Raw genomic sequence first — 13,607 nt, 5'->3', positions numbered from 1 at the left:
CACCGCGCGTGGGTGTGTCGGCTCCGTGTCGGCGTCCCGGCGCGGTACGGGGCCGCGAGACGTACGGTGCGACGGCCGCCACCGGTTCGGCGGCGAAACCGGTGGCGGCCGTCGGCACGTCGCGGCGGAGGGGGTCAGTGCCGCAGGGACTTGAAGGCCGTGCGGAGCTCCCGGGCCAGCAGCTGCGGCTGCTCCCAGGCGGCGAAGTGGCCGCCCTTGTCGACCTCGTTCCAGTGGATGAGGTTGCCGTAGGCCCGCTCGCCCCAGCTCCGCGGCGCGGGGTAGATCTCGGCCGGGAACACCGTGACCGCCACCGGGACGGTCGGGATGTCGAACGCGTCGAACGGGCCGCCGCCGGCCTGGGCGCCTTCCCAGTACAGCCGGGAGGACGACGCCCCGGTGTTGGTCAGCCAGTACAGCGAGACGGCGTCGAGCATCTCGTCGTAGGTGAGGACCTTCTCGGGCTCGCCGCCGGAGTCGGTCCACTCCGCGATCTTGTCGTAGTAGTACGCCGCCATCGCGACGGGCGAATCGGCGAGAGCGTAACCGATGGTCTGCGGGCTCTGGTTCATCATCGCCGCGTAGCCGAAGCCCTCGCGGTAGAAGTGCAGCAGCCGGCCGTAGGCGTCCTTCTCCCGGGCCGACAGCTTCGCAGGCGCGGGATCGAAGTTGCGGAGGTGGCGCAGGACGTCCGGCGGCACGGTGCCCGGCATGTTGACGTGGATGCCGAGGAGCCCCTCCGGACGCTGCACCGCCTGCAGTTGCGCGACGATCGCTCCCCAGTCGCCTCCCTGGGAGACGTACTGGCGGTGACCGAGCCGGATCATGAGCTTGTGGAACGCGCGGGCGACGTGCGCCGGGTCCCAGCCGGTCGAGGTCGGCCTGCCCGAGAAGCCGTAGCCGGGCAGCGTCGGGAGGACGAGGTGGAAGGCGTCCTCGGCGCGCCCGCCGTGGGCCGTCGGATGCGTGAGCGGATCGATGATCTTCAGGAGTTCGACGATCGAACCGGGCCAGCCGTGCGTCATGAGCATCGGCAGGGCGCCGACGTGCGCCGAGCGGATGTGCGCGAACTGGATGTCCAGTCCGTCGATCGTGGTGATGTACTGGGGCAGCGCGTTGAGCCTCGCCTCGACCTTGCGCCAGTCGTACCGTGTTCCCCAGTACTCGACCAGCGGACGGACCTTCGCCAGCTGGGCGCCCTGCGACCGGTCGCCGACGGTCTCCTGGTCCGGCCAGCGCGTCGCCTTGATGCGCTTCCGCAGGTCGCTGATCTCCTTCTGCGGTACCTCGATACGGAAGGGACGGACTCCGGCGACCGGCTGCGCGGGGCTCGACGAGGCGCTCTTCACCGGCGCGCGGTCCGCGGTCGCCGATCCGCCCGCCGCCGCCTGCGCCTCGTCGGGCATGCCGAGCTGGGCGTGGACGACGGCACCCGCGGCGAGGCCCAGGAAGCGGCGGCGGCCGGTGGCGACGCGGCCGGTGTCTCCGATGGGGTCCATGGGAACTCCTTGTCCTGGTGCTGACCGATGACAACTGACGGCCGGGCGGAAGAGGCGTCGAAACCGCCGCGGCGGGGACGTCGTACAGGCTCGGTGCCTGGTCGGACGGCGCCCCGTGCAGACAGAGGCGAGCGTGAGGAGTGTGTTCGTCGGCTGGTGTGTTAACCGGTGACGTGGTGGTGCGCCCCCTCCGGAGCGGACGCTCCCGCCGCGCGGCGCGGACGCGCGGGGCGCAGACGCGCGGGGCGCAGGCCGGCTGAGGCCGCGGAGGGCCGGTCAGCCGACCGGGCGGTCAGGGTCTCTGTGCCCGTGGTCCGACGGTGCCGCCCCGCATCGGCCTTCCCGCACGGTGCACGGGTTCACCGGGACCCGCCGAGGCCACGGTCCTCGCGCCGACGGCCCGGCCGTCGGAACCCGCCGGGGCACGGAGTGCGCCGGCGCCCGTGCCCCGTACCAGAACCCGGAAGAGAATCCGGAAGTGCCACAGTCGCCCGCCTCCGTCGCGGTCGGCACGCCGTCCACCTGCAGACGGCGCCATCGTAGCCGGACAGACGTTCCGGGCAGGTGACGGATAACCGCCAAAATTGCCGACCCGCACGCTGTGTTTCCTTCATCGGCACATGGAGTTCGGTCGCGCCGCATGTGGGCGGCCCGGACGGCCCGGTCGCGCCGCGGCACACGTGTCACGCAGCCGGCGGGGTGACCGTGCAGGCGGCTCCGGACGAGGGGCGGCGGCCTCAGTCGGCCGTGGGTTCGTCGCGTGCCGCGGTGCATGCCTCCCGAAGGGTGTGGTGGTGCGGGAGTCTCGTCAGGGTGACGGCCTTGTGCAGGGGATGCTGTGCGGGCAGGACGATGGCGACGGGATGCTGTGCGATGAGACGGCGCAGGGTGGCGAAGCCGAAGCTGTCCAGGTAGAGCAGGTCGCCGAGGTCGAGGACGGCCGGTCGGCCGCCCGTGAGGTCGGTGACGTGGGCGGAGAAGGCGGTGGCGTTGGTGGCGTCGACCTCCCCGGTGGCGGAGACGACGGTCACCGGGCCGTCCGGGACCGTGCGCAGGGTGTAGGTGGCGGCGGACATAAGCGGACTCAGCTGGGGTCGTGGGCGGTCGGCACGGGGCGACGCCGGTGGTGCATGGTCACCCGGGTGCCGCGGATGCTGCGGGCGATCTCCACTCGCTCGCTCAGGCCGTGGATGACGGTCAGTCCGGTGCCGCGGGCCGCGCGGCGGCTGGCCGCGGTGTCGGTGTCCCAGCGGCCGGGGTCGGTGACGGTGGCACTGATCGTGTCCTCGTCGGCGAAGATCTCGACACTGACACGCTGGCGGGGGTCGGCGCGCACACCGTGTTCCACGGCGTTGCCGATCGCCTCGCAGAGGGTGAGCAGGATGTCGTGGGTGAGGGTGTCGCCCAGGTGCAGGGCGCCGAGCCAGGCGCGCACCCGGGCCCGCAGGGCGGGCAGCGCGTCCTGCCGGGCGGGGTGGGCGGCGACGAAGCTGGTGGGGGTGGTGCCGACGGGGCGCACGGCCAGCAGTGCGACGTCGTCGCGGTGGCCGCCGGGCGGGGCCATCGTCCGCAGGAGGCGGGCGCAGACGGCGTCGACGGGCTGGTGGACCAGGCGCGTGGTGGCGGCGGCGAGCCGGGCGAGCCCCACCTCCAGGCTCTCGCCGGGGCGTTCGACGAGTCCGTCGGTGTAGAGCAGCAACAGTGCGCCGGGAGGCAGCCGGTCCCGTCCGTCGGTCCCGGGCCGGGCGCAGAAGCCGGTCGCCAGCGGCAGGTGGCGTCCGTCGGTCAGGTAGCGGGCCGTCCGGTCCTCGGTGACCAGCAGCGGGTAGGGGTGGCCTGCGCAGGCGTAGTCGACCCGGTGGGAGGCGCTGTCCACCACGGCGTAGGCGACGGTCGTGCACTCGGCTCCGGGCACACTGGCCGCGTAGTGCCTCAGTACGTCCAGGACGAAGGCCGGCCGGGAGTCGGTCAGGGTCGCGGCGGCGGCCGCGGCGCGCAGCCGGCCCATCACCGTGGCGGCGGGCAGTCCGTGCCCGACCACGTCGCCGACCGACACCGCCACCTGACGGGGGTCGCGCAGCGGCGCGGCGAGGTACCAGTCACCGCCCACCCGCATCGTCTCCGCGGCCGGCTGGTAGACGGCTCCGAGCACGGCCGCTCCGGAGCGGCGGTCCAGGTCCAGCTGGTGCTCCTGGAAGCTGGTGGCGATGCGGCGTTCCCGCTCGGCCGCGTGGATGCGCTCCAGGGCCCGTCCGAGGACCGGCACCGCCTGCTCGACCAGCGCCAGTTCGTCGGCGGCGAAGCCGCGGGGTGCGGGCCAGGACAGGGCCAGCGCGCCGGTCACCGTGTCGGTCCGGTCCCGCAGCGGGTACATGACCGCGGCCCGGGTGACCGCGTCGGTGTCGCGCGTCACGGCGGCGAAGTCGGCGTCCAGGTCGCGGGTCTCGGGGATGACCATGGGCCGGCCGGAGCTGATCACCCGCGCGATCGGGAGCGGCGCCCGCGCGGCCACCACGTGGTAGCGCTCGCGCACCTCGGCGTCCAGTTCCCCGGCGAAGGTGAGGCGGATGTTGCCGCTGTCGGCCTCCACCACTCCCAGGACGGCCAACGGCGCTCCCAGGCCGGCCGGGCAGGCCAGCAGCGCGTCGAGCAGGTGCGGCGGCGACGTGGCGGAGCCGAGCGCGGCGCCGAACTCGGCCATGGCCTGTGCCCGGCGCGTCCGGTCGTGCTCGTCGCGGCGCCGTTCGTGTTCGCGCTCGCCCGCGGTCAGGCGCGCGGAGACGCGGTTGACCAGGTCCGCCGAGCTGAACGGTTTGGGCAGGTAGTCGTCGGCGCCCGCGCCCAGACCCGTGCCGGCCGCCTCCACCCCGGCGCGCGCCGAGAGCATCACCACCGGTACGGAGGACAGAGCGGAGTCGGCGCGGATCGCCGTGACCAGCTCGAGGCCGTCCACCGCCGGCATCATCACGTCGGTGACCACCACGTCCGGACGCCGCCTGCGCATCGCGCGCAGCGCCTCGGCGCCGTCGACGGCCAGGGCCACGTCCCAGTGCGCCGCGCACACCTGCGCCAGGTGACGGCGCATGTCCGCGTTGTCGTCGACGATCAGCACCAGGGGGCGTCCCGTCCCCCGGGTGACCGACGAGGGGATCGTGTCCTCGACCCACCCCATGGCCTCGGTCACGTACGCGTTCTCCTGCGGGGAGGTGTCTCCGGCCGGCCGCTCTCCGGCCGAGGCCGGGCCCCGGGCGGCGGGCAGGGTGATGTGCATGCTGGTTCCGACGTTCACGACGCTGTCCACCTCGATGCCGCCGCCGTGCAGCTCCACCAGGCTGCGCACCAGGGACAGCCCGATACCGCTGCCCTCCGCGCTGCGCGCCCGTGAGTTGTCGGCCCGGTAGAAGCGCTCGAAGAGCCGCCCCAGGTCCTCGGCCGCGATCCCGGTGCCGGTGTCGCTGACCGTGACGGCGATCGTGCCGTCCCGCGGCGGGGCCACCTTCACCACGATCCGGCCGCCGAAGGTGAACTTCACGGCGTTGGACAGCAGGTTCAGGACGACCGTCTCCCACATCTGGACGTCCACCTCCGCCGGGGCGGACGCGCAGTCGAGCACGAGGCCGATCCCGGCGCGGCGGCACAGCTCGGTGAACGAGGACGCGATCTGCGCCGTCAGCGCTCCCAGGTCCACGCGCACGGGCCGGGGGTCGGCCCGCTCGGACTCGGTGCGCGCGAACTGCAGCAGCGCGTCGACCAGCCGCAGCAGCCGGGTGGCGTTGCGCTGCGCCGTCTCCAGCCGGTCGCGCTGCTTGGGGTCCTCCTCGGCGGTGATCGCGTCCTGCAGCGGGCCGAGCAGCAGGGTGAGGGGCGTGCGGAACTCGTGGCTCACGTTGGTCAGGAACATCGTCTTGGCCTGGTCCAGCTGCGCCAGCGCGTCCGCGCGCCGCCGTTCCAGCTCGAAGGAGCCCGCGTTGGCCAGGGCCGCGGACACCTGGTCCGCCAGCAGCCGGCAGAATCCGCGGTACTGCTCGTCCAGGGGGCGGCGCGGGTTCAGCCCGAGCAGCAGGTGGCCCCGGCGTCCGTCCGCCGCCTCCGTCAGCCCGAGCAGCAGTCCCCGCTGGACGCCCGGTCCGTCCGCGGGGCGGGGCAGCCACGGTCCCAGGTCCACCTCCAGCGGCCGCTGCGGCTGCGCGGCCGGGCCGGGCAGCAGCGCCGTGAGCCGTTCGGGCAGCCGGCCCCGTACCGGCTCGCAGACCCCGGCGAGCACTCCCGGTTCCTCGGCGCCGTCCAGGTACACCGCCAGCAGCGGTACGTCCGGATGCGTTCCGTCGCACGCCCCCACCGCGGCGGCCACCGCCTCCTGCGCCGTCCGGGTCCGGAACAGCCGGCCGCCCATCCGCGTCAGCATCCGCAGCCGCCGCTCGCCCAGTACCCGTCCGGTGGTCTCGGTCACCACGCAGAACACACCGTCCACCACACCGGACCCGGCGATGATCGGCCCGTAGGTGAAGGTGAAGTACCGCTCCTCCGGGCGTCCTTCGGACACGATCGTCAGGAGCAGGTCGTCCGACCACGTCGCCTCGCCGGTCTCCATCACCCCGGCCAGCATCGGGCCGATCGGGTCCCAGATGTCCCACCACACCCGCTCGCCCGCTCCGCCCAGCGCGGCGGGGTGCTTGTCCCCGAGCACCTGGATGTACGCGTTGTTGTAGACCAGGAACAGCTCCGGGCCAAGCCACAGCACGATCGGGAACCGCGACGTCAGCGCGGTCGCCGTCGCGTCACGCCACTGCGCCGGCCACTCCGAGGGGGCACCGAGCGGGTGCGCGCTCCAGTCGAACTCGGCGAAACGGGTCCCCATCTCGCCACCCAGCGCCACCGCCGTGGCCAGTTCGGGTCCAAGCCCATCGGACACCGTCGCTCACGCCCCTTCCCACCAGCACCTGCCGGGACGGCCGGGAAAGCAACTCGCGCTCGGCGTCGAGCCTATCGCCGAACGGCCGGGCGGACTCCACGCCGGACGGTTCGCCGGGCGGCCCGCGCCCGCCGCCCCGCCCGGGGCACCCACGGGTCCGCTCGGGCGCAGGCGCGTCCGGGAGCGGCGGCCCGGCGTCTATCCGTGCGGCGGTGCGGCGGGCCACGTGCAGCGGCGGCCGATCCGCGTGTGTCCGTCCAGGGTCCTGTGCAGTTGCAGGCCGCTGTCCTCGCCCCCGGCCAGGAACAGCGGATCGGCGGGCGGTACGTCGTCGACGAGACGCTGGTCCGCGCGGGACACCGCCAGCCAGACGGGGGACCGCCCGGACAGGGCCTCGCAGTAGTCGCTCACGGTGATCGTGGCGCCCTCGGCGTCCACGTGGAGGCGCGCGGCGTAGCGGGCCGTCGTGGTGTGGCCGACGAGGTACTGCCCCGCGATGCGTGCCGTGTCCGCCAGACGGTGCACCGTCCAGGACGGCCGGCCGAGCGCGGTGAGGACGTCGTGCACGGTGTGCGCCACGAGATGGTGGCTGCCCACGGCACGCTCCATGGTCAGGGTGAGGTCGACGAACGCCGCCTCGTACCGCCGCGCTCCGTGCCCGGGGCCGAACGGTGTGGGAGGGGCGGCCGTCCGGGGCATGAGGTCCTCCTCCCCGTCAGGGCCTGGCCGGCACAGGTCGGGAAGGGCCGGCCGGCGCCGCGTCCGTGTCGACGTCGGGGACCGGGACATCTGGTGGCACAGTACGACCGGGCGGTGACGGACCACAGCCCCGCTTCGGCCGCCTTCCGCCCGGCCGCCCCGTACGGCGACGCTCCTGACGGGGCTTCCGCCGCGGCCACCGCTTTCACCGGTACGCCGTGCTTCACCCGTGTACGCGGCGGCGCGGGCACACCGTCGGCCCGGCCACGGCGGCACACCGCACGGGATGTCCTCGTGCGCCGCCGTCCACAACATGTCTCCTTCTCACCACGGCGGCACCCCGGATCGCCGCGGTGGCATCCCGGACGAGGGCTTCGCGACACGCACCGCTGTGTGGCCGAAACCCTTCTCCCCGCACGGCGCGCCCTCGGCGGGCGGGGCCGGGTTCAGACGATGTCGAGGACCTCCCGGACGGGGCGGCGGGGCGTGGCCGGGCCCCGGGGGCCGTAGCCGAGGCGCAGCACCATCTGCACCTGCCCCCGGCCCGACACCGGGTCGCGGACCAGGCGGCGCAGGTCGGCGCTTTCCAGCGGGTGGGAGCTCAAGGAGGTGGCCAGGCCCGCCAGAGTGGCCTCCAGCAGGACGCGTTCGAGCGCCTGCCCCGCACGCAGCCAGTCGGCGGGCTGGTCGCCGGGGGTGCTCAGCAGGGCCAGGCGGGGACGGCGCTCGAAGCCGGCCGTGCCGCGGCCGGCCACCGGACGGCGTCCGGCGAAGTCCCGCGAGAAAGCCCTGCCGTCCCGTTCGCGCGGTCCGAAGGCGTACTCGGGCACACCGTCGACGGCGGTGGCCGCCCGGGTGCCGAGCCGCGTCCAGCATTCCAGGTCCTGCCGGTTGCCGGGGGTCGTTACGTCCCGGCTCTCGGCGTCGCGGACCAGGTCCAGCACCGTCTCGGTGTGCCAGGGACCGAGGAAGAGCAGCGCGGCGCCCTCCTGCGCCGAGGCGTCGTGCAGCCGCTGCCTGACCTCCCCGGGGATGTCCTCGTCCAGGAAGGGGTGGCGGCTCGTACGGCGTTCCCGGACGGCGGGACGCAGCCGCGCCAGGCCCTCCCTGTCGGGCGCCGTCCCGCCCGGGTCGAGGTGGACAGCGGCGAGCAGCAGGGGGTCCCCCGGCTCGGGGAACAGCCTGACCTCCGGGGCCAGACCCGCGTGCGCCGCGGCGACCCGCAGATTGAACAGCGCCGCTCCGCAGCCGATGTGCAGTGCCCGGTTGCCCGGATCGGACCGCGGCATCGTCCGGTCCGTGTCCCCTCGGAGCAGCAGCACGCGCTCCTCCGTCACGAAGCGGAAACGCCACGGCTGCGCGTTGTGCATGGACGGTGCCGCCGTGGCCTCGGCGACGAGGCCGGTCACCGTGTCCGCGTCGAGCCTTCGTCCCCTCATCGCGGCCTCCTCGTCGGTTCCATCGGAGCATCGCGGACATCTCACCGGTAGAGCCCGATCAGCCCCGCTCCGGGGCCGATCGGGCTCTGCCCCGGCCCTGCGCCGCGAAGAACCGCGGTCCGAGCGGGCGCCACCTGCGTACGCGCCGGGACAAGGACGGAAAAGGAGGAGCAGGAGCGGGCCTCCGGGAACGGCCTGGGGTCTCACCCGTCGGCGGCCGGCTCCCGTTCGCCCAGGACCGTGTCGCCGGGGCGGAGCGCCTGTCCGTCGCGGCGCTCCCGGAACGCGCCGGGACACGTCGCCTCCAGCCGGTAGCCGGTGACGAGTTCGGGGGCGATGCGCACCACGTGCACCATGCCGGCGTCCGTCCAGGGAACCAGCAGGCTCTGACACCGCAGGTCCCGGTAGTGGACCAGTTCCTCGGGGTCGGTGACCCGGGCGGCGACGCCGGTGACGGTCACGCTCCAGCCCGTGCGCGTGTCCGGGTCGATCTCGTCGGCCTCGTACGCCACCACCTCCGACTCCAGGAAGCGGTGCAGGAACACGGAGCCCGTGTGGGTGCAGATCACGACGGCGCCCTCGTGCACGAGATGGCGGACGGGGCGGATGGCGGGCAGCGCCTGCCGGGTGAAGCCGACGCGGCCGAGGGGCACGCTCGCCAGCAGCGTGAGGGCCTCGTTCCGGCTCAGCTCGACCAGGCGCGTGCCACCGCTGAAGTCCGGAGCGTGGGCTTTCATGGCGTCTCCCCCGGGCACCGTGCGGCAGGCGCCCTTCGATCGGGCGGTCTCCTACTGGGCTCCGCCCCGTGTGCACGAGCGCATCGACGGGGCATCGCGCGGCCCGCGGCCCGCCGTCGCTCCGTGCCGGTCCGGTCCGGTCGCACGGGACGGTCCCGTCGCCGTGCCTCCGACGGAGTGGTCCGCGGGACCGGTGCGCGCAGCGGACGGGCCGCGCACCGGTGAGGGTGGTGCGGAGTGTGCGGGACCCCCCGGGACTACTCGGCGCGGCGGACCTCGACGTGGGTGACGGAAGGCTTCTCCACCGCGGTGAGGGGCACGGTGACGGTCAGGATCCCGTCCTTGTACTCGGCCCTGACCTCGTCCACCCGGGCACCGGCCGGCAGACGGACGCTGCGGGCGAAGGTGCCGTAGCGGAACTCGGTGTGGTGCCGTTCCCTCGTCTCCTCGCCCCGCTCGGCCCGCAGGCTGAGCACGTCGTGCGTGACGTCGATCCGGACGTCCTTCTCCACGTCCAGGCCGGGCAGCTCCGCGCGCAGGAGGTACGCGTCGTCGGTCAGCTGCTCCTCGATACGGATGCCGTGCACCGGCGCTCCGTGCCGGGCGGGGAACCCGGGCAGACCGGACTCGAGCCAGTCGAACAGGTCGGGCAGCAGGGGCGGGCGCCACTCGAGAATGCCAGGCATGTCAACTCCCCTATGGGACAAGGCGCTCATCCACGCCCCAACCCGCTGAGCGGTGGGGCCGGACACGGAGTGTTTCGCTTCGTCCCGGCATATCAAGTACGCGGTGGCACGCACGAGAGCCGGTCGGCCCTGACGGGAGCCCCATCGGCCCTGCGGTCCGGCACACGGTGGCGCCACTGCCCCTGCCGGCGTCCCGGAACCCGGTCGGCCACCGGGCAGACCTCGCGCTTCCCGGCCACCCGGCCACACCCCGTCGGCGGCCGGTCCTCCCTTCGGCGGCACCGGACTGCGCGGACCGCCGGCCCGACCCCGGCCGGGCCGGACAGGACCGGGCGGAGCACCGTGCGAGAACCCGGAGTCCGTCCGGTCCGGGCCGCAGGTCATCCGGGCCATCCGGCCGCCGGGCGGGCGGCCCGTCCGGTCTCGGACGCGCCCATGCCCTCGATGTCGCGCTCGGCGATGGTCACGAGCTGCCGGCCGAGGTCGTGCAGGGCCCGGCCCACCGCCAGTTCGTCACCGATCTCCGGCACGTCCCGGTCGGCGGGGTTGCAGCGCGCGGCCCCGTGCCCGGTGAGCGACGAGGTCCCGGTGTCCAGCACCACGCGCGCCTTCGTCGTCCCCTCGTCCTCGGAGAGGTAGAGGTGGACCTTCCATTCCTTGGTGTGCGGCATCGTTTCCTCCGTGGGACGGAACGGACTCTCGCGGTTCGGTGGCCTTCGGCACGTGATCCCGTGGGTCCGGTCCGTCCCGGGCGAACCGTCCATGCCGGCGACGACGGTACGGGACATGAGCAGGGCCTCCTTCGCGGATGCGCCCCCGCTCTCGTACCGCAGGATGGTGGTGGGGGCGCGGGTCCGGTGACGGACCGACGCGGGACCGGTGACGACCGGGCACCAGCCACCGGCCGCCGGTCATCGGGACGGTTCCGGGGTCACCTCGCGGGTCCAGCCTCTCCCGCGGTGGCGGACGCCGCTTGGGCCGTCCGGCCCTCAAGTCGTCCCCGGACAGCCCATGGGGGTCCCCCGCGGTCCGCTGGACGCTCGATGGGCGGAAGAGGCCGGAAGGAGACCCGCGATGACGGACGCCGTGCCCGGTCGGCCCCGGTCCGCGCCCTGCTCGCGGGCGGTACCACCGTGTGCGTCCGCCCCGCGGCGCCGGACGGCCGCCGGCGGGACTTCTGAACGGAGATGTCCCGGACAACCTCCGACTGCGCCGAGAAGGGAACCGCCATGAGGCACGACAAGGTCGGCTCCGTGATGACCGCCGAGGTCGTCCGCGCCGAGCACGGCACCCCGTTCAAGGAAGTCGCACGCCTGCTCGCCGACCGACGGATCAGCGGCCTGCCGGTCGTGGACGAGGACGACAAGGTCGTCGGTGTCATCTCCGAGACGGATCTGATGGTGCGCCGGACGACAGTTCCCGGCCCCTTCGGGCTCAGCGGTCCGAGGCGCCGCCCCCGGTTCGCCGAACTGACCTCCAGGGCCCGGAGGCAGGCCGCCAAGGGCACCGCGCGCACGGCCGGACAGCTGATGACCTCGCCCGCCGTCACCGTGCGCGCCGAAGCGACCATCGCCGAAGCCGCGCGGGCCATGACGCAGCGGCACGTGGACCGGCTTCCGGTGGTGGACGAGGAGGACCGGCTCGTCGGCATCGTCACCCGGCACGACCTGCTCCAGGTCTTCCTGCGGCCCGACGCCGACATCCAGGAGGAAGTCGTCGAGCAGGTGCTGGTGCGCACCCTGTGGCTGCGGCCGCGGGCCGTCGACGTCTCCGTGGTGGAGGGCGTCGTCACGCTCGACGGCACCGTGGAGCGCAGGAGCGAGGCACAGATCGCCGTCTCCATGACCAGGCAGATCGACGGCGTGGTCGCCGTGGTCGACAAGCTCGCCTCCCGTTTCGACGACTCCCGTCTGGAACCCGACGAGCAGGCCCTGCACGGTGTCGCCGACGGCCGGCTGCACAGGCGGTGAGACGACGGCAGGAGAACGGTGCGACGGAGACAGGAGGCGGAGGAGGCGGACGGCACCCGCACTCCCCGGCCCGTGAAGGGAGGCCAGCGGTCATGGCCACACCGCCACCGCCGCCCCCGGACAGCCGTCCCGCGGGCGACCTGGGGCGACGGCTCGCCCTGCGGCGCGAGGAACTCGGCCTGTCCCGCGAGGAGACGGCCGCCCGGGCGGGCGTGGCGCCCGGCTACCTGCGGTACCTGGAGGAGCAGCCCACCGCGTCGCCCGGCGTGCACACCCTGCTCAGGCTGGCCGACGCGCTGCGGACCACCCTGCGCGAGCTGACCGGAGGCGACGCCGAACTGCCGCCCGGACCGGGGCGGGCCGCCCGGAACCCCGGGTTCACCCGGCTGGGCGCCCAGGAGTGCTGGACCCTGCTGGCCACGCACGGCGTGGGAAGACTCGCGGTGAACACCGTCTCGGGACCGGTCGTCGTCCCCGTGAACTACACCGTCGTCCACAGGAGCATCGTCTTCAGAACCGCTCCCCGCACCGTGACGGCGCGGGCGGCCGGCTCCCGGGTGGCCTTCGAGGTGGACCGCGTCGACACGGCGTTCAGCCGGGGCTGGAGCGTGCTGGTGCACGGGCGCGCCCACGCCGTGACCGACCCCGACGACGTACGCAGGCTGCGCGGACTCGCGCACAGCAAGCCGTGGGCGGGCGGCCGGCGGGATCTGTGGATTCGCGTCGAGCCGCGCATCGTCACCGGGCGCCGCATCACCGTGTGAGCGCTTCGCGCGCCGCGGGCCGTCCCTGCGGCGAAGCCGGACGGCGTGACCCGCCGCGGTCCGTGTCCGCGGCCCGTGGTCGTGGTCCGCGGCCCGTGTTCGTGGTCCGCGGCCCGTGTTCGTGGTCCGTGGCCCGTGTTCGTGGTCCGCGGCCCACGGTCCGGGTCCGCCCGGCGGGACACGCGCCCCTCGGGCGGCCGGACCGCCCCCGACGGTTCCTCGCACACCGGCCTGGCGAAGGCCGAGCCCGGTACGAGGACGGGCACCCCGGTCACCGTGTGGTCGGACCGCGCGAACAGGCTGGTGTCCCGGCCCCCCACCGGGACGCAGGCGCGGCGGGGGACCTCGCTGTCCGGCACGCTGGCCGGAACGGGGGCCGCCGGCGGCGTGCTGGTCTGCGGGCACCCGGTGCGCGGGCGCCTGGACCGGTACCGGCTGGCGGAGTGGGACCGGGAGTGGGCGCGGGTCGGCCCCACCCGGCGGCGGACCACCGGCTGAGGGCCGTCACCCCGGCGGGCGGGGCCCGCGTGCCCGCGGGTGGAGGCGGGCGTCCCGCGACGCGCGCGTTCCGTCCCTGCCGGCCGAAGCGGGGTCAGACCGAAGAGGAGGAAGGGCTCGTCCGGTCCGGGCCGTCCGACCGCAGGACGGACAGCCGGCGCCGGTACTCCTCCTCGTCGATCTCCCCTCGGGCGAAGCGCCCGGCGAGCACCTGCTCAGGGGTGCGGTCGAGCGCCTGTGCAGGGGCGCTGTGCGGGCTCTCGCCGTGCGCCCCGGGGCGGCCGCGGTCCAGGGAGCGGAAGAGCAGCACGCCGACGGCGATCAGGAGGGCCCAGAAGACGACCGTGCTCAACGACATGGCGAACCAGCCCCAGCCGCTCATGCCGTGCGGGTTCCAGTACAT

At 74.3% G+C, this 13,607-nt stretch carries 12 protein-coding genes; 3 read left to right on the top strand and 9 right to left on the bottom strand.

Annotation, left to right across the window (positions count from 1 at the left end; translation table 11 throughout):
• Window positions 1-134: 134 nt before the first annotated feature.
• The 8 genes from IE271_RS06680 to IE271_RS06645 form a co-directional block, all read right to left on the bottom strand.
• Window positions 135-1,499 carry an epoxide hydrolase family protein gene (locus tag IE271_RS06680; protein WP_229919166.1) on the bottom strand — a complete coding sequence of 455 codons (1,365 nt, stop codon included), beginning with the start codon at window positions 1,497-1,499 and terminating at the stop codon, window positions 135-137.
• A gap of 737 nt (window positions 1,500-2,236) precedes the next feature.
• Window positions 2,237-2,575, bottom strand: a complete 339-nt coding sequence (locus IE271_RS06675; RefSeq protein ID WP_190189233.1) for an STAS domain-containing protein — start codon at window positions 2,573-2,575, stop codon at window positions 2,237-2,239.
• 8 nt (window positions 2,576-2,583) lie between these two features.
• Window positions 2,584-6,411 carry a SpoIIE family protein phosphatase gene (locus IE271_RS06670; RefSeq protein ID WP_229919165.1) on the bottom strand — a complete coding sequence of 1,276 codons (3,828 nt, stop codon included), beginning with the start codon at window positions 6,409-6,411 and terminating at the stop codon, window positions 2,584-2,586.
• A 198-nt stretch (window positions 6,412-6,609) separates the two neighbouring features.
• A complete protein-coding gene (locus IE271_RS06665; RefSeq protein WP_190189232.1) occupies window positions 6,610-7,110 on the bottom strand; it encodes a hypothetical protein in 501 nt (166 codons plus the stop codon).
• A 446-nt stretch (window positions 7,111-7,556) separates the two neighbouring features.
• On the bottom strand, window positions 7,557-8,549 hold the full coding sequence (locus IE271_RS06660) for an Acg family FMN-binding oxidoreductase (RefSeq protein ID WP_190189231.1): 993 nt from the start codon (window positions 8,547-8,549) through the stop codon (window positions 7,557-7,559).
• A gap of 203 nt (window positions 8,550-8,752) precedes the next feature.
• Entirely contained in the window at window positions 8,753-9,286 is a 534-nt protein-coding gene (locus IE271_RS06655) for a pyridoxamine 5'-phosphate oxidase family protein (protein ID WP_190189230.1), read from the bottom strand.
• A gap of 257 nt (window positions 9,287-9,543) precedes the next feature.
• Entirely contained in the window at window positions 9,544-9,972 is a 429-nt protein-coding gene (locus tag IE271_RS06650) for an Hsp20/alpha crystallin family protein (protein WP_190189229.1), read from the bottom strand.
• Between the two features lie 380 nt (window positions 9,973-10,352).
• Window positions 10,353-10,643 carry a DUF1876 domain-containing protein gene (locus IE271_RS06645; protein ID WP_190189228.1) on the bottom strand — a complete coding sequence of 97 codons (291 nt, stop codon included), beginning with the start codon at window positions 10,641-10,643 and terminating at the stop codon, window positions 10,353-10,355.
• A gap of 558 nt (window positions 10,644-11,201) precedes the next feature.
• Between IE271_RS06645 and IE271_RS06640 the strand changes: the two genes are divergently transcribed.
• The 3 genes from IE271_RS06640 (at window position 11,202) to IE271_RS06630 (ending at window position 13,204) form a co-directional block, all read left to right on the top strand.
• Entirely contained in the window at window positions 11,202-11,942 is a 741-nt protein-coding gene (locus tag IE271_RS06640; protein WP_190189227.1) for a CBS domain-containing protein, read from the top strand.
• A gap of 92 nt (window positions 11,943-12,034) precedes the next feature.
• Entirely contained in the window at window positions 12,035-12,706 is a 672-nt protein-coding gene (locus IE271_RS06635) for a helix-turn-helix domain-containing protein (protein WP_190189226.1), read from the top strand.
• A gap of 135 nt (window positions 12,707-12,841) precedes the next feature.
• Window positions 12,842-13,204 (top strand): Rv1733c family protein, encoded by a 363-nt coding sequence (locus IE271_RS06630; RefSeq protein WP_190189225.1) that lies wholly within the window; start codon window positions 12,842-12,844, stop codon window positions 13,202-13,204.
• 94 nt (window positions 13,205-13,298) lie between these two features.
• Here IE271_RS06630 and IE271_RS06625 read toward each other — a convergent pair whose 3' ends face one another.
• Window positions 13,299-13,607, bottom strand: coding sequence for an SHOCT domain-containing protein (locus tag IE271_RS06625; protein WP_229919183.1), 309 nt, complete (start codon window positions 13,605-13,607; stop codon window positions 13,299-13,301).

Origin of the sequence: Streptomyces minutiscleroticus (assembly GCF_014650875.1) — a bacterium.
GTDB classification, from domain to species: domain Bacteria; phylum Actinomycetota; class Actinomycetes; order Streptomycetales; family Streptomycetaceae; genus Streptomyces; species Streptomyces minutiscleroticus.
Note: the sequence above shows the minus strand (reverse complement) of the source record. Positions and strands in the feature narration are given on the sequence as shown.

Excerpts from the sequence above, each read along its gene's own strand:
- IE271_RS06680 (WP_229919166.1), bottom strand. The coding sequence starts at position 1,499 with ATGGACCCCATCGGAGACACCGGCCGCGTCGCCACCGGCCGCCGCCGC.
- IE271_RS06675 (WP_190189233.1), bottom strand. The coding sequence starts at position 2,575 with ATGTCCGCCGCCACCTACACCCTGCGCACGGTCCCGGACGGCCCGGTG.
- IE271_RS06665 (WP_190189232.1), bottom strand. The coding sequence starts at position 7,110 with ATGCCCCGGACGGCCGCCCCTCCCACACCGTTCGGCCCCGGGCACGGA.
- IE271_RS06660 (WP_190189231.1), bottom strand. The coding sequence starts at position 8,549 with ATGAGGGGACGAAGGCTCGACGCGGACACGGTGACCGGCCTCGTCGCC.
- IE271_RS06655 (WP_190189230.1), bottom strand. The coding sequence starts at position 9,286 with ATGAAAGCCCACGCTCCGGACTTCAGCGGTGGCACGCGCCTGGTCGAG.
- IE271_RS06650 (WP_190189229.1), bottom strand. The coding sequence starts at position 9,972 with ATGCCTGGCATTCTCGAGTGGCGCCCGCCCCTGCTGCCCGACCTGTTC.
- IE271_RS06645 (WP_190189228.1), bottom strand. The coding sequence starts at position 10,643 with ATGCCGCACACCAAGGAATGGAAGGTCCACCTCTACCTCTCCGAGGAC.
- IE271_RS06640 (WP_190189227.1), top strand. The coding sequence starts at position 11,202 with ATGAGGCACGACAAGGTCGGCTCCGTGATGACCGCCGAGGTCGTCCGC.
- IE271_RS06635 (WP_190189226.1), top strand. The coding sequence starts at position 12,035 with ATGGCCACACCGCCACCGCCGCCCCCGGACAGCCGTCCCGCGGGCGAC.
- IE271_RS06625 (WP_229919183.1), bottom strand. The coding sequence starts at position 13,607 with ATGTACTGGAACCCGCACGGCATGAGCGGCTGGGGCTGGTTCGCCATG.